We start from the raw sequence: 19,755 nt of genomic DNA, 5'->3' as shown, positions 1-19,755 counted from the left end.
CATTCTCCTTCTTCCTTCTAACCCCTCTTTTCCCACTATTGAGATTATACTATGCAGAGACTCTTAGCAAATCGAATGATTCTAAATATTATTATTTTTCCAAGAGGATGAGATAACTAAGTTTAAATGGTCCTTATTTTTATGTCCTTGATAAAATCATGCAATATCAAACTCAGTTGTTGTGGGTCACTAACCATAGGTAGATGCCCAGTGTCTATGCTTTCAATCCTTTGTGGAACAAGATTAATAATCATTTGATCCTGAAATGTAGGCAAAAATTCTTGATCATGTGAAAGTTTTACATACAGCTTCTCGACGCTCGGAACGGAGACTCTTAGTAGATCTGTATAAAGATATATCGATTCTGGAACAAAAGAATGCACAATCTCATCCGCTTGCTCACTAGTTAGATCATTGCAAAGTCCTTTTCGAATTGCTGTTTCAGGTGGTTTTGTCCCAAAAACATGGAGTAGTAACCTCATCATGAGACATTTTGCATATGGAAATAAGGAAAGAAACGATTCTCCTTCTCTTGGGATAGCTGCCCCTACCGCAACAAATCCTACTAAGCGATCTGGAAATATACTCGCACATTCTAAACCGATTATTCCTCCTATTGAATGAGCAACAATAACAAATTTTTCAACTTTCCAAGATTTCAATCTTTGTTGAATATAGTCTTTGTAGTCTTTTAATCTCATCTGTTTTCGGTTTTCTACTGGAAATGAAACCGATAAAATAGGATGATTTAATTGTTTTGCTACCTTGTCCCAAATGTTACTTTGCAATCCTGCTCCGTGAATAAATACTATTCCCATTGTTTGCTCTCGTTGTTCCATCAAGTATCCCTCTTCCTTTTCTTATCTTGCAATTATAGAAATATTCACCTGACAACTTGTGTCAGGGAACCAGCAAAAGATTGAGGAAATTTTATTTTGAGTGCCGTTTAAGTTTGGACAAGATGCAATACGGATATTTGTGGTTGGCAGTGAAAGCGAAAAGGTAAAATAGTGGTTCCTATTCCTCTATTCACATATACTTTGGTTTTTTCTAATTGGTAAAGATCATCTATGTATTTTTGTCCTCCAGGTGGAGTTATCAAAGCACCGATAAATGGAAAACGTACTTGTCCCCCGTGGGTATGACCTGATACTTGCAGATCGACTTGATTTGTTTCGATCTGATCGGAAAAATCTGGACAATGCGATAAAAGAATCGTACATGCATCAGGAACTTCATTTAATGCTTGGGACAAATCTGCTTTCCCTTGCAACATATCTTCTACCCCTGCAATCACCAATGTATCTGATCCTTTTTTTATGAGATGATGTGCGTTTTCCAGAACATGAAACCCACTTTGATGAAGACCAAGAACTACTTGATCGCCACGGTAATCATGGTTTCCTAATACGGCATATTTGCCAAGGGGAGCGTGCAACTTCTTGAGATGAGGGAGTATAGAAGGAATGATCTGCTGACTATCATCTACCAAATCTCCAGTAAAAAGCAGCAAATCTGGCTTTTGTGCCATTATCTTATCAACAACATGTCTAACATGATGTTCTTCCATATGAAAACCTGCATGTAGATCTCCAAAAACAACAACTCGAATCCCATGAAAGGAGGAGGATAATCGAGAGAGACTGATTCTTCTTTCGACCACTTCTAATAATCTCGGCTCAATACCATAGCTATATCCAGCAGTTAAGGGTATAAGACTAGCTATTCCAATAAAAGACCACTTTAGAAAAGAACGCCTATTTAGATAATAATTACGATTCATATATACTCCTTTTAGCAACTTAAATTTTTCAGCAAAAAAACTCATAATAAACTATGATAATTATAAATTTATTTCTTCATAAATAGGATGTGACTGTATGAAAAATCTTCCACCATTACGCGGCTTGTTATATGACTTTCGCCATGACAATTCACGCTTTAACGATTTATCTAAGCTTGTAATGGAAGATGAACTCTCTGCTTTTTTAGAAGAATATCAGGATAAAGATTCTATGTACGATGCATATTCAAAGGTCTCTCTATTACATATGGCTGCTGCAAGTGGGACAAAGGAAACAATTCATTACCTTATCGAACTAGGGATTCCCATTAACGTTCAGGATAAGGACGGAAACACACCCTTACATTTTGCAGCTCTGTCTGGCTATGATGCTGGAGTAGAATATTTACTAGCTTTCGGTGCTGATAAAACAATCACCAATAAACAGCACCTTGCTGCTTGGCATGTTGCCAGAACAGGAAAGCTGCTACATCTGTTAATCCCAGACGATCAGAGAAAGAAATATGCACCTATTCCTTATCTATCACTTTACCAAGCAGTAGATACAAAAGACATCGAAACTACCAAAAGACTGCTTGAGATGGGAATACATCCAAACCTGTTGAATCACGAAGATCATCAAGTTGAATTTCAGCTTCCACTTCATATTGCAGTAGAAAAAGGAGATCTGGAGCTTGTTCAGCTACTCTTAGAAAAAGGAGCTAGACCCAGTGCACCTTATCTAGAAATACATGTACCATTAGAAAATGCGATAAAGCGCAAAGATACAAAAATGGTTCAATTGCTTCTGGAATATGGCGCTGATCCAAATCATAAATTGCGCTATTCATTACTCCACGAAGCAACCAGAAATAATTTGCTTGAAATTATGGAACTTTTGTTGCAACATGGAGCAGATCCAGAAGTACAAGTCAGAGGACACTATTTCTACCATCCACCTCTACGAGATGCACAATCAGTGGATGCGATTCAACTATTAATAAAATACGGGGCAAAGACAGATCCTGAGAAAATGAAAGACTTTCTAGTTTGGCCGATAGGAAAAGGGCAAACGGAAGTTATCAGAGAGTTTATCCGTATTGGTGTGCCTGTGCGTTCCGCTGACCTATGGAATAATGCCATAAGAGGTTCCTACCAACACGATCAGATGATTCCTATTTGTAAACTATTATTAGAGGCTGGCTTGGATGTTAACTTACCATTAAAATACTATGGTTCTCCACTCATTCGAGCTATAAAATATCAAAGCTTGGAATTAGTAAAACTTTTTTTACAGTATGGCTCTGATGTCCAAACTACTGATCCGGATGGATATTCTCCCTATGAAATCGCTATAAGCTCCTTGCAAAAAGACATCAGCGATTTGCTTGCGCAACATTTGCAAGACAGAGAATTACCGATTCCCGTATTCCAAGCCGCTCCGGAAGTCGAAACTGTTAAAAATGCACTTGATCAGGATCACACGGATCTGATCCAAATCAGCCTTTATGACAGTAATACAGATAATTCTCATGAGAAATTTGCAACATTAAAGAAAATTCTCGGCTACTCTGCTGATGCCCTACCTTTTCAGGTATTTCCAAAAGAGGAAGAGGAAATCTACGAAGAATGGGATGAAAACTACCATCCTCCCTTATCTGACTACGAAGTCATCTTCCATCCAAAAGATCCCCGCTGTTTTATCTTGATGGTAAGTTGGTATGATGGTTTCGCATATAGTACGATTTATCACCTACACGTTCGTTGTGAGAAAAAATACGGTAGAACGATAAAAAGGCTATTTGAAAACTGGCTCCCCCTCTCGTCTGAAGATGAGTTGACCGATGAAGATTTTGACATGGTCAAACATTATAAACTAGGAACCTATGTGCATGAGTTTGATCATTCAGAAAAAACGAAAGAAGAAATAGACAGATTAAGCGAAGTGGAACATTACTATTTGGAAGCAGTGAAAGAGATTTATAAAAATAAAATCACACCTGTTGAAAAAAAATAAAAAGCCTTTCTTTCTCAGACAAGGCTTTTTACTTAGATTATTGCTGTAGCTCCTGACCTGCTTTTTGAACAAGCTTTTCCCAATGTTTGTTAAACTCATCGATACTGGCATTCAACTGAGTAAACACATCACTAGATGTTGTTATATCCTGATTGATTTGGTCAATAGCTGCATCAGTGGGGATTTGTCCTTTTTGCAAAATAGTAAAATATCTCTTCTGCAATTTACTTGATCTCTTCGCATTTTCAATATAAGCCAATTCAGCGGTTAGCATCTTTTGAAAGCTTTGGATCGTATTTTGACTCAATTGCTTTACATCCGCAGACTTTACTTTTGTAAGCTGTTGGTTAAGTGAATGGACACTTATTTGAACTTGTTTCATTGTTTTTTCGTATACTGGAATGATCTGAGTATCTAAACGATTAAAATCTGCTAAAGCTTGATCGATTTTCTTTTTGTCAGTCATATTTGGATCAGCAGCTAAAATCTTTTCTACTTCCATTTGATTTTTTCGTTGTGCTTGTGCTTTATCCAATTCAATTTGAATCTTATCTGATAAATACGAAGCAGTATACATATCTTGAGCAGTAGAACAACCAACTAACAAGAATAAAATAAATGCCGAAAACCATATTCCTTTTTTCAAATTCCATTCCCCTGATTCGAAAAATGATTAAGAATTTTAATTATATATAATTTTATACATATATACAATCTCATTCTCCTTAAAACCATCGAATTAAAAACAGAATAGTCCCTTCAAGCTAAAAACTGGTATGGAGAAATGAAGACACACTATTGCTGGGTCTAAATCAATTGAGAACTTGATACGAAATATTCAATATGTTATTTTAATTATACTTGGCTCCAAAAAGTGCGAGCAGAAAGGAAGTATCATGCAGCTTTCCGTCGAGGGCGAGAAGATCATCTTCGTCGATGGATCTCGGCGAATCGAGAAGGACATCCGCGACTTCAGGATCGTCCAAGGATCCTCCTCCCCCAATCCTCTGATGGACGTCTACTATGGTGACGAACACGCTTGGGTCTACCTCGAACCGGCCACCGCTGATGCGGCTCTGGATCTGACGGACCTTGGTGTCAAGCAGATCATCACCTCTCCCGTCGTCCTTCAGAACGTAGGGGGAAGCGTGTGTGGCAAGGTCTCCTTCCGGCGAGTCCAGAAGGGTACTTGCCCCGTCACCACCGTCGATGGGAAGAACGCGCTCCATACGAACGACCTGCTGTTTCCCGGTAACAGGGCAGTCTACTTGTACTTCCGGGAAGCTTAGTTGACCTTTTGGGGTCACGGGCGCACGAAGACTAGTTCTTCGAGCGCCCGGCTGCTTTTCACATGAATAAATGACAATTAAATAGAAAAGATGAAAAGTCAATTTCCTCCGTTGTAGAGAATTGGCTTTTTTTTTACTTATAGTTATTGAGTTTGTACATCAAATTCGTGGAATGAATTTTTAGATAATATGTTATAATCTCCTTACTAGGCCCGTTCTTACAGCGAGGGGAATAGCAATGTCTGTGATCGACCGAATCTCCGCAATCCAGATCGTCTCTGGAAACTACATGGAAGATGATCCCTACTATGTGGGGGAGTCTCGCGTAGTAGAACCGACGCACGAGGACGATGGGTGGGAAGTGATGAAGCATGAAAACCCTTACCTGCCCGCAAATCTGCAGAGGGACAACTTCTCTACCACAGAAGAAGTCCGTAAGTTCCTTCGCGAGATGCTGGAATCAGATCCTGTCGCGGAGACGATCCTGAGGGAGTGGGACACCTCCGGGAGGAAATTCCGGAAGGCAAGGCGAGTGTCTTCATCTGGAAGAATCACAACTACATCCCATGATCACAAACAAACGACCATCTTGTCATCCTTTCAACAAAGGGGAGATCAGGATGGTCGTCTGCTCTATCCTTTCATTTGAAAATCCAATGATCTTGCCAGCTTTTGTCTAAGATGTTGTTTATACCCATATTTTTTCTTGAACCTAGCCCCCATAAAACAAAAAAGCCCAGTTTTCACTGGACTATTCTTGCTTCTTCTGTTTCATTTCATCTTGCAATACTCTTCGTAAAATCTTCCCAATTGCTGACTTTGGCAATTCATCACGAAATTCATACAGCCGAGGAACTTTAAATCCAGCTAGATTCTCCCGACAATGCTTATCTAGCTCTGACGAAGTGGCTGACATTCCTTTTTTTAATACTACATAGGCTTTTGTAGTTTCCCCACGATAAGCATCTGGTACACCTATGACCACCACTTCATCTATTGATGGATGTTCATATAGTACTTCTTCTATTTCACGTGGGTAAATGTTAAAACCACCCGCAATGATCAAATCTTTGCGGCGATCCACGATGTAAAAATATCCTTCGTCATCCATTTTTGCTAGATCGCCAGTGGCTAACCAACCATCTTTGATTACTTCTGCTGTCTCTTCTGGACGATTCCAATATCCTTTCATCACTTGAGGACCACGAATATACAGCTCGCCAATTAATCCTGGGGCTAGTTCCTCTCCTGTTTCCATCGAGACGATTTTGCACTCTGTATCTGGCCAAGGAAGACCGATGGTTGAATCCTTTTTCCGATCCCAAATAAGATTAGTATGAGTGACTGGTGAAGTTTCCGTCAATCCATATCCTTCGACCAATCGACCACCTGTTAATTGTTCAAATTTATCTTGCACTTCAATTGGCAGAGGAGCAGAGCCACTGATACAAGCGTCAATCGAGTTTAACTGGTATTTATGAATTCGAGGATGATTGATGAGAGACACATACATCGTTGGTGCACCAGGGAAAATAGTGGGTTTCTCTTTGACAATTGTTTTGAGGATTTGGTCTCGATCAAATTTAGGAAGTAAGATCATCGTTGCAGCGAGTTTGATAGCCAAGTTCATCACGGCTGTCATTCCATAAACATGAAAAAATGGCAAAACACCTAGGATTTTTTCCTGACCTTCTCTTGTCTTATACATCCATGCGGAGGCTTGATGGGCATTTACTACTAGATTTCGATGAGTTAACATCGAACCTTTTGCAAGACCTGTAGTCCCTCCTGTATATTGCAGCAGAGCTAGATCGTCGGCTTGCTTTTCTGTCTGTATAGGAGTGGGAACAGTAACAAGGTGAAGCAAGTTTTGAAAAGAATACACATCGTCTTCTTTAGGTATTCTTGGAATCGACGTCTGTGTAAACGGATACAACATTTTCTTTCGTAAAGGCAAATACTCTGAAACACTTGTTATGATAACCTGCCCAATATTCGTCTGCGAACGGATTTTTTCTACTTTCGCATATTGAATATCAAGGCAAATAATCGTGTTTGCTCCTGAATCAGTTAACAAATGAAGTAACTCTCTCTCGGTGTACATCGGATTTACTTGTACTACAATAGCACCAAGAAACAGTGCTGCATAGTACGCTATCACGGCTTGTGGAATATTGGGTAACATAATCGCTACCCGTTGATCTGATTTAATCCCAATCTGTTCAAGAGCATGTGCAAATCGGTAAGTTTCTTCCAATAAAACCCGATACGTTATCTTCTTACCTAAAAAATGTATGGCTTCTCGGTCCGGATACTGCTTTACTGCATCCGTAAGCAATGCAGTAAGTGGTACATCTGGATACGATAATGTTTTAGGAATTTGAGGCGGATATTGGTGTAGCCATGGTTTTGACAGTGTCATCAGCCAGGCTCCTTCCTAAAGGTGAATAAACTCCACCACACATAAAATAACTTTCTCCCTTTATTGTATCCAACTAACCCCAAAGTTTGCATCATTTCTTTTTGACTTTTCATTCATTTTATGCACTTTTACTCATTTTCATCTAGTTTTCTTTTCCATATTTGATCCAATAAAATAACAATCACAACTCCAACGAGTAAACCATTTCCAAATATGTACTGAACAATGGAAGGGAATTTTTGAAACAAAGGCAATGGTAAAAACATAACTCCAATCCCAAGTGATACAGACAAACTAAAAATCGTAATGCGCCGTTCATCTAACCCTGTCTCTAACAACGTACGAATACCAATCGCAAACATCTGAGCAAAAGACGGAAGAATAGCAGCATATGCGATTTGGCTAGGCAAAAGGGACAAAAAAGACATAATCGGTGGAAAACAAGAAAGGACAATCAATACCATACATGCTACTTGTAAGACATTTGTCCTGATCTGATTGGTTATCTTCACAAATCCCGCTGTAACTGTGAGTGGTACCATACCAATTGTTGAGAAAAACGCTGACAATATATGAGAGAATCCACTGACCCAACCCGATTTGTTTAATTCTTTTTTATCCGCTTTCTGTTTATCAGGTACAACTTGATTAACTGCTTTGATACTTGCTACGTTATTAGACAGGAGAACCAATCCAATTAATATACCTGATATCACCCCTCCAATATCAAAACGCGGCATCCCCCATGCAAATATTTCAGGCAAAGAGAAAACAGAATTTGTCGAGGTTTCATGACTTGGAGCTCCAATCAACAAAAAGCAAATCCATCCAAAAGCGATCCCTATCAGAACACTGTAAGTCTTCATCCATCCTTTTCCCCACATCGATAATACAAACACCAACACAAATATAAGAAAAGCAACACTAGCTTCTTTCATCGGAAAATAAGTAGCATCCGTCTGAATGCCTAGCATTCCTTTGAGAAATACTCCACTTAGTTGTAGAGAAAGCAGTACAAGGAACGTACTTGTCACCAATGAGGTGAAAATCGCTAACATTTTGCTAAACCAACCTGTGACACCAAAAACAGCAAGAACAATACCTGCTATCATTACGATCGCTGTCAAGGAGTTTAATGTGTTTTTCGTAGCAGCAATTTGACCCATCACTACAAACACACCTAGCCATATTCCTGCTGGTCCATCAATTAATGGCAGTCGATGACCAAATGTTACTTGTAAAAATGTAGTAATCCCGATTACAAAAAAAGTGCGTTGAATGAATTCAGCAATTTCTATTGGTGATAGATGAAATAATTGACCTACAACAATAGGCACTCCAAGACCATTGGCTAAAAGAAAAATAAACCATTGGAGTGAACGCATAGAATAAGTCATATCATACCCTCCCGAATTTTTGATAAGATAAAAAGTATGTCCACATCTAATTTTACTTTTAATAGGAGAAAAGCTACATGACTGTACTACCAATAGATTTCATAACAGAAATAAAAAAAGAATTAGCGGATTCATTTGATCCATTTATCGCTTCTTACAATCAACCAGCCGTCAAAAGTTTACGAACGAATTCCATGAAAGTTTCACCAAAAAACCTACTCAATATGATACCTTTTGCATTGGAACCTATTCCTTGGTGTGCAAATGGGTTTTATTTTTCACCTGAATCCCGTCCAGGTAAACATGTTTATCATGCTGCTGGTCTTTATTATATCCAAGAAGCTAGCGCAATGGCTCCAGTTGAAGCTCTTCAGCCACTTCCTGGTGAGAAAATACTGGATCTATGTGCAGCTCCGGGAGGAAAAACGACACAAATTGCTGCAAAATTAAACGGTTCTGGTTTATTAATAGCAAATGAAGTGGATGGAAAACGCTGCAAAGCATTAATAAGTAATCTCGAACGTCTTGGAGTAACCAATGCAGTAGTTTTAAATGAACAGCCTCATCGCTTTAGCAATCGTTTTCCGGCTTTCTTCGATCGAATCTTGGTAGATGCTCCATGCTCCGGAGAAGGAATGTTTCGCAAAGACCCAGAAGCATGTGAACACTGGAGCATCAAAAACAGTGAAAAATGTGCCGACCTCCAGCAATATATCCTAACAGAAGCAGCCAAAATGTTAAAGCCTGGTGGACGGCTTGTATACTCTACGTGTACCTTTAACCGTCGGGAAAATGAATATACGTTAGAACATTTTCTCCAAACACACCCTGAATTTCACCTACTCGATGTACCCAATCATGAGTATTTTCAAGCTGGGTTAACATCTTCTACATCACAAGTGGGAAGACTTTGGCCTCATCTCCTTCGAGGAGAAGGACATTTTGTTGCCGTTTTACAGAAAAATGATAGCGAAATAGAAGAAATAAAGCCAGCAAAAACCATGAAATACCCTCGTATTCCAAGACAAATAGGTCAATTATGGGATTCCTTTATTCGTGATCATGTCAAGGACCCTATTCCTTTATCCGGTTCTTTGCTACTTTATGGAGATCATTTATACGAATCACCTATTGGGTTACCATCATTGGATAAGTGCAAAGTGGCTCAACCAGGAAGATACTTAGGCGAAATCCGCAAAGGTCGTTTTATCCCGTCTCACGCTTTAGCGATGACTCTTGATCCAATAAGCGTCAATCAGGTTCAATCTTATCGTAGTACTGATTCTGAACTATACCGTTTTTTGCAAGGGGAAACAGTACCAACTACAAAAAAAGGTTGGACGTTAGTTACGGTAGATGGATATCCTTTAGGATGGGGGAAAGGCGCAGCAGGGATCTTAAAAAATCATTATCCAAAATGGCTTCGTTTCGCTTATGATCAACCAAAATAAATTTTCATCATCCCAAGCCTCCTTGCATATACTGCGAAAGGCATAGGTTAATTGTTATTCTTAAATTTACCCTATTATCTAAAAAAATAGATAAGGAAAAACATCATGACTTTAAAAGAATCCGCTACCAATAAGTACTGGATAGCACTTGGGATGATACAACCGGAATGGATTTATATGAGTCATTTTTTAGATGAGGAAGAAGAAGTACTCGAGGAACCAGTTGTCCCTTTGATATCACTACCAGAAACAAGGATCATATTTCGTGCACGATTCGATCCATAGACGTCTGCCTTATAGGCAAGTACGTCTCTTTTATTTTCTTATGAATATAATATTTCCATTATTTTTACTAGTAAAAGAAAAAATCCTCTTTGCTATTTGTTGTTATAATAGCAATACATCTACATATACGAAAGAGGATCAAATATGAGTAACCAAAAACGTTTAATTGTCGGCATAAGTGGAGCAACTGGAGTTATTTATGGCATTCGCATATTAGAGGTATTACGAAAACTAGAAATCGAAAGTCACTTGGTTATTTCCAAAGCAGCTGAAATGACACTCCACTATGAAACTGATATGTCGGTAAAAGAATTGCGCAAGTTAGCAGATGTGAATTATGGCATCCAAGATGTCGGTGCAGCCATATCAAGCGGATCCTTTCATACGATGGGGATGATCGTAGCTCCTTGTTCCATTAAAACAATGTCTGCTATTGCGCACACTATTACAGATAACCTTTTAACACGTGCTGCTGATGTAGCTTTAAAAGAACGAAGAAAATTAGTCCTTCTCCTTCGGGAAACACCTCTTACAACTTCGCACATCAAAAATATGCTTGCAATCACAGAAAGCGGCGGCATCATCGCCCCTCCGGTGCCTGCTTTTTATATTCGTCCACGCTCCTTAGAAGATATTATCAACCATACCGTGGGACGAGCTCTAGATCTATTTGGGATTGATACAGGTACGGTAGAACGTTGGGGCGAAAATAAATAAGAAGGAAAATCCCCTGTTTATAAGGGGATTTATTTTATTTTATCTTTTATTGAGCGGAATAGTTCGATTCAACTCTTCCCACATCTTTCCAAGTATCTCTATTTTGCATTACCCTTTCAGCCGATAATTGCCAATTCATTTTTACACCAATGATCTCTTCCCCTGTGCGAAAGCTTAAGTTGATATGTTTGTGCTTTCATTCGTCTCCCTACCCCATACAGAGTGAATAAATAGGAGGCATGAAGGTGATCAGGTAGATAGGAAGATTACTATGTCTGTGCTAGAATACAATTAGACAGAACTATCTGTCTTCCGACGAAAGGATTTCCGCATGCCTAAGGTTGCTGTTCAAGCGATGGGAAATCAAGTCCCATCTTAAAATTACTAGCTGAAGGCTATATCCTCTACATTACCAATTTTGGTGTGTCGATCATCAAAAATAAGGAAATGCTGGACAATGTGGTGGATCTCAAGATTAACCAGCCGCGAACTCTCCGAGATATGAACACGATGACTGACGTGTGTGAGGTCAAGCGCTTGAAGTAGAAATATAGGTGAATCTCAACTAGAAGTATACTTAGGATAAATGGTTTAGGTTTTGAGGATCAATCACTTAGGCACCTGACACAGGTGTTTTTTATTTTATACGTCATAAAGAAACAAGATCGTTCCATCCGTTGCCTATTTTTTTGATGAAACTCCCTTGTTGGCAATATCCCTTATGCCCTTTGTAGTTGATATGCTTTTGAGACCTAATAGAAATGAAGGAAGAGCCCTATATTTGGCTCATACAACTATGAGGAGATGGGATATATAGAGAAGACTGTCAAAGACGAACATATTCGGTCTTCTGAATACAAAAAAATAATGGCGACCGCCGTCTGCGGATACCTCACCTTGCTCCCCAAGACCGGCAGAACCAGCATTGCAAAAAAACGATCTAGATCAAGCGAACACCTACTCAATTTGGACCTAGCTAAGCGAGCTGGATTTTCTCCTAAGTATAAATCGACCAATTGATATTCTTTCTGAAAAAAGACATAGATCGGTCGCTGCGTTTTTTTAAAGATCATATCATTTATGAAAAATACTTATTCATGGGACGGTAATCGAGTGATTTCTTTCTGTGTAAAGAAACAAACCGATTAAAAGTAGAAATTGGTTCGTCCTCCCCTCCATTCCTTTACGAATGTTGTTCCAAAAAAATATTTTCTATATAATAACTTACAAGTCACACAGGCTGAATTGGGAAAATAATATGTCTCTTTCTAACCAAGATGGTGTAAAACTGCTAGAAGAAGCTGCTTCACAACTGAGTAAGTTGTCACCACAATGGCCTAACAGGCATAAGCTTGATCCCATCACTAGAGGTGGATTGGATCTTATACTCAAAACCTTGGAACCAATCTGGAGCTCACCAGAAAACCAACGACCTCCCGGATTGGATGCAACTGTTTTTCTCAGATTCATCAAACACCTGCGAGAGATTGGACCGAAGTCAAGCTGGAGCAATCATGTTGAAGCGATGCGAACCTCACTTCAACAAATGATTGCAAAACTAGAGCGTTAACTCCCCAATTCCAATCGTCGCTGTTCTGAATAAGAACAGCGACAAACCCCTTCAACCTAACCAGCTAATAATACCGCTATCAAAAATATGATCTGTAATAGAGTACGAGCTACTATTTTTGGCGTAGGTTTCCCTCCAATTGTTAAACCTTCTCGTGCTGCTCTTATATTAGCCGGAAACATTGCGATCAACATAATGGCTAAACCTAGAGAAGCAAACATGGATGTTTGAGGAATTACGATACCAATTGCACCTATTATCTCTAGCCAACCTGTCACTGTAACCAAGATGTCTGGCCTTGGAAAAGAAGTAGGAACCATGCGAATCAAATCTTCTCTTCGTTTTCCCCAATGCGCAGAAGCAGTTAACAAAAACATCATCGCGACTGCTACTTGCAGAGAAGTGTGCCACTCATTAAAGTAATCGACCCCAGCAAAACCTATTGTTCGAAAAAAGACAAAAGATACCACCAATGCTATAAATGGTGCCATATTAACCCCTCCGTACTCTATTTTCCTTGCAGTTGTTGATGGATAAACGAGATGTAGTCTTGTATTCCAAAACTTTCATCCGTTGTTTGGATGGTAGATCGTAAACGGAACCCAAAAGATAACAGCACAAACATTTCAGCTTTTTTGGTTGCATGTAACTCTTTTGAAATCACTCCATGTGATTGCCCTTCTTTAATCCATCTTTCGGAATACGAAATAGACTGTTCATAAAATTGTGTTAATACTTTAGAAACAAAGGGTAGTTGTGCTTTGCTCATGAGATAAATCAAAACCTGATTAGCTATATCGCTGTCGTCTTCCAGCTGCCACAAATGATTTGCGATTTGCTCCATTGGCTGCTCAAAAGTGGGATTACTACTGTCTACATTTTGGGTAAACTGCATATTTATTTGTTCCAACCGATCCTGTAGTACCCAAGCAAATAACTCATCCTTGCTTTTTACATAATGAAAGATAGCTCCTTTGGATAAACCGGATAGCTCCATGATGTCAGCCATTGTGACTAGATTGCATCCTTTTGTTTGAATAAGTGATTTTACAGTATCTAATAATAATTTTTTTGTTTGGGAACGTCTTTCTTCTTGCTTCATAAATTTTCCTCCTGCTCTTATCTATTATATATACCGACTATCGGTTTGTAAATGATTTTATGCTTTACTGGATTTACTGAATTCATTTTTCCATTTATAAACATCAAAAAACCTAGAAGGTATAGCTTCTAGGTTAATTTCATATGGTCATCCGAGTGGTGTTTTTTAACACCACTCGGAATCAGGGATTAATCAAACTTCTCGTTGGTCGCACGAATTGTTACGTAAGTATCTCCACCACCTGCACAATACTGGGTGGTATCGCCCACCTGAACCATACCACCCTTATGAAGGGTAAACGTAATTTCATTTTCCTTTCGTACAAGGTCATAACAGTGCCGAATGATGACCGGTGTACCCTCTGCACCGCTACTTTCTCCTCGATGGTTAGGAGCAGAGTTTTTATTAATTACAGGTCGTCGAGACTTTGGAAGCTTCGGACTAATGTACATTTGCCAAGCCCCAGAAAGCTTGTATGCCTTCATCTTTACAGAATTCGGTTCAACGCTAGTATTCATTATTTCCCTTAGTTAGTTGGGTGAAGGTTCTTTTTGTCTACCTTCCGTCGCATTATAACACAAATTGTTTGACAAAGTATGCCGGATTTAAGGACTCTCCCGTAGCAGATTGAATCAATTCTCTCCAATCTGTTTTATCTCCAGGTTGGAATACTTTCTCAATGAAAAATCGCCCGGTTTGCTCCGTAAATATTTCAGAAGAAACATGCTCTTGAATGTAGTAATGCATCTGAGAAGCCATCAATTCACCAAGCAAGTAGTTTTGGTAGTAAACAGGAGCAATCGTAAAGTGAATCTTTGCAGCCCAATGTGGGTAGTCTTGATCGTTTGGAGGCTCAACTCCTTGAATATCTTTCACCAGTTTCCACCATAGTCTATTGAGATCTTGATCGGGATTGCGATACAGCTCTCTTTCGAAGAAGACAAATGTCATAATCCATCGAGCCATGATCAACATTTTCCGCTGTTGCATCTTTTGTTGCAATGGCATCCAAGAAGCTAACTGCTCTTTAGATAAGCCCATAAATTTATGTAACCATTCTTCTTCTTTTGCCATGCGACCAAAAAACATTGCTACTGCTTCTGTTGTGAAAATGTGGGCATGAGTACGAATAATAAAAGGCAGCTTGCGGTCTACATATTTGTCATACACTGCATGACCAAATTCATGGAGCATCGTTTCCAGCCAGTATTGATTGGATTGAATATTGCAAAGAACTCTCACATCGCCCTGACGATCCATATCCAAACAAAAAGCATGTTGGTTTTTGTTTGGTCGTTCGTATAAATCGCTTTTTACCAATAGATCTCGGATCTCCATTCCTAAAGAAGAAAAAGTATCAATCGTGAGTTGCTCGATATTTTTCCCTTCTAGTTGTGGAGTTAGATCTGTTCCTGGGATAGACGGGGCTTCTTGAAAAAATGGATCATGATAGTGCCAAGGATATAACACTTTGTCTGTGATACCATATTGCTGTCTTAATTCATCATCTAACTCTGCTTTTACTCGGCGAAAAGGTTCTTCCGTTTGTTTGATCAGATCTTCAAAAATAGCAAAGACTTCTTCTAAATTTAATTCTGCTAATTCAAAGGACATCTCATAGTGATCATTGTACCCGAGCGATTGCGCAGCTTTATTTCGAAGTTTTACGAGTTGAAGTAAACCTTCTTCTACTTCTTTCCCGATTTGTTTACTCGCATGCCAAACTTTTTCTCGGTGTGTTACATCGGTGCTTTTTAAAAGTGTTTCCCGTACCATATTCTCTGTTACTTCTTTGCTGTCTATTTTTGCCCGGAATGTGTTAAATTGATTGCTCAAGGTCGATGATAGTTGCACAAGTTCATGGATAATCTCGGGTGAAATTTGGTTCGAGAATGCATCTTGATATAAGCGTTCTACTTGTCGTGCATTTAGGCTGTCTGGTGCAGATTCCTTTTGTAATACTTTTAATTTCTCAAAACGCTCTTTATTGGAAACATATTGCCGATAAGCTTTTTCCGCTTCCATCTCTGCTTTCTGCCATTTTTCTTCACCGGTTGTATTTACGTTCCACATCGCTTCACTCAATGCTAGCAGCATGCTACTTAATTTTTCATTTTCATCACCAAGAAAACGATCCATAGAGGTTCCTCCTCATCTCTTGTCCATCTCTCTCATCCTATGATCTATACCTAACATTCATTTATCTTATTTGAGATAAAAGCAGTCGAACACACCCTTATGCCAAGTCGCATCTATTATTTTCTTCTTACTTTGCTAAACTTTTTTTGATCGTCAAATAACGCCGTATTTCATTCATAATCAGAAATAATACTGCTCTCATATCAAATTCTTCTTCGGTTTGAGGCAAAGGCATCTTTCGGTACTCTTCATTCATTTTGTCTAACTTATCCAGATAGACTTCAGCTGTGTTGCCAGAATGAATCCCTTCCGCTATTTCATCCAAAAAATCAGCGAGTTTTTCTCCATGATCGCTATAGGGATGGAAAGAGGTGATATGTGGGAGCAAGTGATCCAGTACATCAAATTGCTTATCTCGCATCTGGAAATAACGATAAAACCATAGTTCCTCTTCATCAAAGCGATTTTCCACATTGTGGACGGATCGCTCCTTCGCTTCTTTTAGCAAGCGACCTGTTTCCACCATCTCCATTTCATTCCAATCATGATCTCCAACACGTAAATACTGAGACATCTCATGAAAAATGATCCGAAAATTTTCCTCGATCTTTTGTTGAAATCGACGTAACTCTTGATCAGCACTTGGCATGAATAAATTTAACAAGAGAGCAACGCTTACCCCGATTACCATCAATGCTAATTCGTTTAAGATCAATGACCATGTGATATGTTTTAGTACATATAGATGGAAGATAAAAACAGAACTAGCAATAACACTTTCTTTCGCTTTAAAACGAATCATCAACGGAATGCTGATGAGGATAATAAGAATGATTGTCCAAGGATGGTAGCCAAAAACAGTAAACATAGCAGCTGCAACACTTAAACCAATCAAACAAGCTAAAAAACGTTGCCATGCGATTTCATACGATTTTTTCCTTGTCCGTTGGATACACAACATAGTAACTGTACCAGCTGATGCATAAAAAGTGAGTTGAAGTAGTTGAGCGATAGCGATCGAAATGCCAGCTCCAAAAGCTGTTTTTAAAATTCGATAACCAATTTTCACTATGTGTCACCTTCGATTTGCTGTGTCTATCGATTCATTATGTTGCATGATAATAGAACCATAGGATTCCAATAACCAAAAAGAGCAGGGAGAACCCGCCCAAAATGGGAGGTAAATACTTCATACTTTTTCCCTCACTTTAATTCTACCACTGTAACTCCCAATCCACCCTCGCTGTATTCACCATTTCGAAAAGTGGCAACCCGCCTGTGTTTTGCAAGATAAGCATGTACTCCTTTGCGCAGTGCACCTGTGCCTTTTCCATGAATAAGATGAACTTGTTTAAAACCTGCAAGGATCGCATCATCCAAGTATTTTTCTATATCCATCAAAGCTTCTTCCACTAACTTACCTCTTAGATCAATCTCCGATTTCACAAAAGATCGACTCCGTACAGATGCGATTGGTTTGGTAGCAGCAGCACTTGATTTTAGTTTGGTTAACCCTGATCGATCCAATACCAACTTGAGAGAACCAACTTGAACTCGGTATTGATCACCAGCGAGCACTTCTACAACCGTGCCTTTTTGACCAAAACTTTTGGCTTTCACTTCATCACCTACTGATAAAACTGCTGTCTCAGGTGCAAAGGTTTCCGCAGGTGCAACTAGTGTAACACCAGGATTAGCTTTTTCCAATCTACTCCTAGCTTCTGATAGCTTGTGCTCTTTCACATCTTGCGGGCGCTCTTTCGCCCACGCACGTAGCTCTGTTAACACTTCATCCGCTTCTCGTGTTGCTTTGTTTACTATTGAACGCGCTTCTTGTCTCGCTTTTTCTTGTAGCTGGAATTTTTCTTCTTCCCACAACTGCCATTTCTCTCGTACATCTTGGTACAATTTCTCTGCTTCTTCACGCAGATGTTGTGCTTTGTTTCCTTCGTCTTCTGCTTCTCGTTTTGCTTTTGCAAGTGATGTGATGACTTCTTCTAGTCTGCTTTCTTCTTGGGATATTTCTTCCTTCGCAGCTTCAATAATTGCTTCAGATAAGCCCAACCTTTTGGCAATAGAGAAAGCATTGGATTCTCCCGGAACTCCAACTTCCAATTTATAGGTAGGACGAAGCGTCTCCACATCAAACTGTACACTTGCATTAACTGCATACGGATGCGTATGTGCAAAAACTTTCAACTCACTATAGTGGGTAGTCGCTACGATGGAGCAACCTTTTTGCAAAACGTGATTTAAAATGGCCACCGCCATTGCAGCACCTTCTGTTGGATCGGTTCCAGCTCCCAATTCGTCAAACAAAACCAAACTACGATGATCGATTTCGTTTAAGATGCGGACAATTTTTGTCATGTGACTGGAAAACGTACTCAAACTTTGTTCAATACTCTGTTCATCACCGATATCCGCATAAACCCCACTGTACACTGGCATGATTGTCCCATCTTGTGCCGGAATCGGAAAACCACTTTGGGTCATCAATGCAAGCAAGCCTACTGTTTTTAAGCTGACAGTTTTGCCGCCTGTGTTTGGTCCGGTAATGATGATCGCTTGTGTATCATTACCAAGTACAATATCGATGGGTACAGCTATTTCTCTATCCAACAAGGGGTGTCGAGCTTGTTTCAACGTAAGCGGACCAGTTTTCGTCAACTTGGGAACCATCGCTCGCTGTCTTCTAGCAAACTCGGCTTTGGCAAATAAGCCATCTATTTCCCCTAAGATCGCTACATTTTGGGCTAATTCGACTGTCACTTCTGCCACTAAATTCGATAAAGCAGCTAGTATTTTATCGATTTCTCTGGATTCTTCCAGTTCCCATGTACGAAGCTGATTATTGAGAGCTACCACGGATGCTGGTTCTATGTACAAAGTTGCGCCTGAAGCTGATTGATCATGGATCATACCAGCTAAAGAACCCCGATACTCTGCTTTGATGGGGATCACATAGCGGTCATTGCGAATCGTAATCAGAGATTCTTGTAACATCTTTTGAATACGAGCAGAACGGAGCATCTGTTGCAGCGTTTCTTGAATTCGCTGCCTGCCTGTTACTAACTTTTGCCGAATGGCACGAAGATCTTCACTTGCTGTACTTTTTACTTCTAAGTCTTCGTTTACACATCGCTTTATTTCTTCTTCTAGCTCGTCTAAGCTAGTTATCTGTTCACAGTTCTTACGCAAATAAGGTAGAGGAGCGCTCTCTTCTGGAAGTTGGCGCATGGCTGATTTTATCTGTCGACCAGCATGGATCGTCGTCGCTATATCCCAACATTCTTCTACTTGCAAAATACTTCCTTTTGCTACACGCTTTAACGCGCTACGGATATCTTCCAAACCATACAGCGATATTTCTCCACGTAGACGCATAAAATCCATTGCCTCTGCCGTTATTTGTAATTGTTGTTCCACTTGATGAAAATTAGCAGAAGGCTCGATTGCTTCAATTTCCTCTTGCCCCAGTGAAGTTGCTGCAAGATCTTTAATCATTTGTTTTATCGTCGTATATTCCAATGTATTCCATGACGATTGTTCCACTATGTAACACCTCCGTGCCTGCAAACAT

At 39.5% G+C, this 19,755-nt stretch carries 18 protein-coding genes; 7 read left to right on the top strand and 11 right to left on the bottom strand.

Annotated elements, in window-relative coordinates; translation table 11 throughout:
• Positions 1–122: 122 nt before the first annotated feature.
• Positions 123–839, bottom strand: coding sequence for an alpha/beta fold hydrolase (locus tag GSM42_RS17300; RefSeq protein WP_160802790.1), 717 nt, complete (start codon positions 837–839; stop codon positions 123–125).
• 107 nt (positions 840–946) lie between these two features.
• Positions 947–1,783 (bottom strand): metallophosphoesterase, encoded by an 837-nt coding sequence (locus GSM42_RS17295; protein ID WP_160802788.1) that lies wholly within the window; start codon positions 1,781–1,783, stop codon positions 947–949.
• A 97-nt stretch (positions 1,784–1,880) separates the two neighbouring features.
• Between GSM42_RS17295 and GSM42_RS17290 the strand changes: the two genes are divergently transcribed.
• A complete protein-coding gene (locus GSM42_RS17290) occupies positions 1,881–3,800 on the top strand; it encodes an ankyrin repeat domain-containing protein (protein ID WP_160802787.1) in 1,920 nt (639 codons plus the stop codon).
• A gap of 37 nt (positions 3,801–3,837) precedes the next feature.
• Here GSM42_RS17290 and GSM42_RS17285 read toward each other — a convergent pair whose 3' ends face one another.
• Complete coding sequence (locus tag GSM42_RS17285) at positions 3,838–4,446, bottom strand: hypothetical protein (RefSeq protein ID WP_160802785.1); 609 nt, start codon at positions 4,444–4,446, stop codon at positions 3,838–3,840.
• A gap of 250 nt (positions 4,447–4,696) precedes the next feature.
• On the opposite strand from GSM42_RS17285, the gene GSM42_RS17280 reads away from it, so the two are divergent.
• A complete protein-coding gene (locus GSM42_RS17280) occupies positions 4,697–5,089 on the top strand; it encodes a hypothetical protein (RefSeq protein ID WP_160802784.1) in 393 nt (130 codons plus the stop codon).
• 364 nt (positions 5,090–5,453) lie between these two features.
• Positions 5,454–5,738: a hypothetical protein gene (locus GSM42_RS17275; protein WP_160802783.1), complete on the top strand. Its 285-nt coding sequence runs from the start codon at positions 5,454–5,456 to the stop codon at positions 5,736–5,738.
• A 102-nt stretch (positions 5,739–5,840) separates the two neighbouring features.
• Here GSM42_RS17275 and GSM42_RS17270 read toward each other — a convergent pair whose 3' ends face one another.
• Entirely contained in the window at positions 5,841–7,511 is a 1,671-nt protein-coding gene (locus tag GSM42_RS17270; protein WP_160802782.1) for an AMP-binding protein, read from the bottom strand.
• A gap of 128 nt (positions 7,512–7,639) precedes the next feature.
• Positions 7,640–8,908 (bottom strand): purine/pyrimidine permease, encoded by a 1,269-nt coding sequence (locus GSM42_RS17265; protein WP_160802781.1) that lies wholly within the window; start codon positions 8,906–8,908, stop codon positions 7,640–7,642.
• A gap of 77 nt (positions 8,909–8,985) precedes the next feature.
• Here GSM42_RS17265 and GSM42_RS17260 point away from each other — a divergent pair, with 77 nt between their 5' ends.
• From GSM42_RS17260 to GSM42_RS17245, 4 genes are all read left to right on the top strand, one after another.
• Positions 8,986–10,359, top strand: coding sequence for an RsmB/NOP family class I SAM-dependent RNA methyltransferase (locus GSM42_RS17260; protein ID WP_160802780.1), 1,374 nt, complete (start codon positions 8,986–8,988; stop codon positions 10,357–10,359).
• A gap of 105 nt (positions 10,360–10,464) precedes the next feature.
• A complete protein-coding gene (locus GSM42_RS17255; RefSeq protein WP_160802779.1) occupies positions 10,465–10,644 on the top strand; it encodes a hypothetical protein in 180 nt (59 codons plus the stop codon).
• Positions 10,645–10,788: 144 nt separating this feature from the next.
• Positions 10,789–11,361, top strand: coding sequence for a UbiX family flavin prenyltransferase (locus GSM42_RS17250; protein WP_160802778.1), 573 nt, complete (start codon positions 10,789–10,791; stop codon positions 11,359–11,361).
• Between the two features lie 1,258 nt (positions 11,362–12,619).
• Positions 12,620–12,931 carry a hypothetical protein gene (locus GSM42_RS17245; RefSeq protein ID WP_160802777.1) on the top strand — a complete coding sequence of 104 codons (312 nt, stop codon included), beginning with the start codon at positions 12,620–12,622 and terminating at the stop codon, positions 12,929–12,931.
• Positions 12,932–12,987: 56 nt separating this feature from the next.
• Here the strand turns inward: GSM42_RS17245 and GSM42_RS17240 are convergent, their stop codons facing one another.
• The 6 genes from GSM42_RS17240 to GSM42_RS17215 form a co-directional block, all read right to left on the bottom strand.
• Complete coding sequence (locus tag GSM42_RS17240; protein ID WP_160802776.1) at positions 12,988–13,422, bottom strand: DoxX family protein; 435 nt, start codon at positions 13,420–13,422, stop codon at positions 12,988–12,990.
• 17 nt (positions 13,423–13,439) lie between these two features.
• Complete coding sequence (locus tag GSM42_RS17235) at positions 13,440–14,033, bottom strand: TetR/AcrR family transcriptional regulator (protein WP_160802775.1); 594 nt, start codon at positions 14,031–14,033, stop codon at positions 13,440–13,442.
• 188 nt (positions 14,034–14,221) lie between these two features.
• The gene (locus GSM42_RS17230; protein WP_160802774.1) at positions 14,222–14,551 is read right to left on the bottom strand and encodes a hypothetical protein; all 330 of its coding nucleotides are present in this window, start codon (positions 14,549–14,551) and stop codon (positions 14,222–14,224) included.
• Between the two features lie 52 nt (positions 14,552–14,603).
• A complete protein-coding gene (locus tag GSM42_RS17225) occupies positions 14,604–16,172 on the bottom strand; it encodes a M2 family metallopeptidase (RefSeq protein ID WP_160802773.1) in 1,569 nt (522 codons plus the stop codon).
• A gap of 127 nt (positions 16,173–16,299) precedes the next feature.
• Positions 16,300–17,241 (bottom strand): aromatic acid exporter family protein, encoded by a 942-nt coding sequence (locus GSM42_RS21225; RefSeq protein WP_338055330.1) that lies wholly within the window; start codon positions 17,239–17,241, stop codon positions 16,300–16,302.
• A gap of 134 nt (positions 17,242–17,375) precedes the next feature.
• Positions 17,376–19,727, bottom strand: a complete 2,352-nt coding sequence (locus GSM42_RS17215; protein WP_338055329.1) for an endonuclease MutS2 — start codon at positions 19,725–19,727, stop codon at positions 17,376–17,378.
• Between the last annotated feature and the right edge of the window lie 28 nt (positions 19,728–19,755).

Origin of the sequence: Shimazuella alba (genome assembly GCF_009831235.1) — a bacterium.
GTDB lineage: Bacteria > Bacillota > Bacilli > Thermoactinomycetales > Thermoactinomycetaceae > Shimazuella > Shimazuella alba.
The sequence above is the reverse complement of the archived record's forward strand: the minus strand, read 5'-3'. Positions and strand labels throughout refer to the sequence as shown.

Bases quoted from the DNA above. Each gene is read 5' to 3' on its own strand.
- GSM42_RS17225 (WP_160802773.1), bottom strand. From the start codon at position 16,172: ATGGATCGTTTTCTTGGTGATGAAAATGAAAAATTAAGTAGCATGCTG.
- GSM42_RS17235 (WP_160802775.1), bottom strand. From the start codon at position 14,033: ATGAAGCAAGAAGAAAGACGTTCCCAAACAAAAAAATTATTATTAGAT.
- GSM42_RS17250 (WP_160802778.1), top strand. From the start codon at position 10,789: ATGAGTAACCAAAAACGTTTAATTGTCGGCATAAGTGGAGCAACTGGA.
- GSM42_RS17295 (WP_160802788.1), bottom strand. From the start codon at position 1,783: ATGAATCGTAATTATTATCTAAATAGGCGTTCTTTTCTAAAGTGGTCT.
- GSM42_RS17300 (WP_160802790.1), bottom strand. From the start codon at position 839: ATGGAACAACGAGAGCAAACAATGGGAATAGTATTTATTCACGGAGCA.
- GSM42_RS17240 (WP_160802776.1), bottom strand. From the start codon at position 13,422: ATGGCACCATTTATAGCATTGGTGGTATCTTTTGTCTTTTTTCGAACA.
- GSM42_RS17255 (WP_160802779.1), top strand. From the start codon at position 10,465: ATGACTTTAAAAGAATCCGCTACCAATAAGTACTGGATAGCACTTGGG.
- GSM42_RS17270 (WP_160802782.1), bottom strand. From the start codon at position 7,511: ATGACACTGTCAAAACCATGGCTACACCAATATCCGCCTCAAATTCCT.
- GSM42_RS17230 (WP_160802774.1), bottom strand. From the start codon at position 14,551: ATGAATACTAGCGTTGAACCGAATTCTGTAAAGATGAAGGCATACAAG.
- GSM42_RS17265 (WP_160802781.1), bottom strand. From the start codon at position 8,908: ATGACTTATTCTATGCGTTCACTCCAATGGTTTATTTTTCTTTTAGCC.
- GSM42_RS17280 (WP_160802784.1), top strand. From the start codon at position 4,697: ATGCAGCTTTCCGTCGAGGGCGAGAAGATCATCTTCGTCGATGGATCT.
- GSM42_RS17290 (WP_160802787.1), top strand. From the start codon at position 1,881: ATGAAAAATCTTCCACCATTACGCGGCTTGTTATATGACTTTCGCCAT.
- GSM42_RS17275 (WP_160802783.1), top strand. From the start codon at position 5,454: ATGAAGCATGAAAACCCTTACCTGCCCGCAAATCTGCAGAGGGACAAC.
- GSM42_RS17260 (WP_160802780.1), top strand. From the start codon at position 8,986: ATGACTGTACTACCAATAGATTTCATAACAGAAATAAAAAAAGAATTA.
- GSM42_RS17245 (WP_160802777.1), top strand. From the start codon at position 12,620: ATGTCTCTTTCTAACCAAGATGGTGTAAAACTGCTAGAAGAAGCTGCT.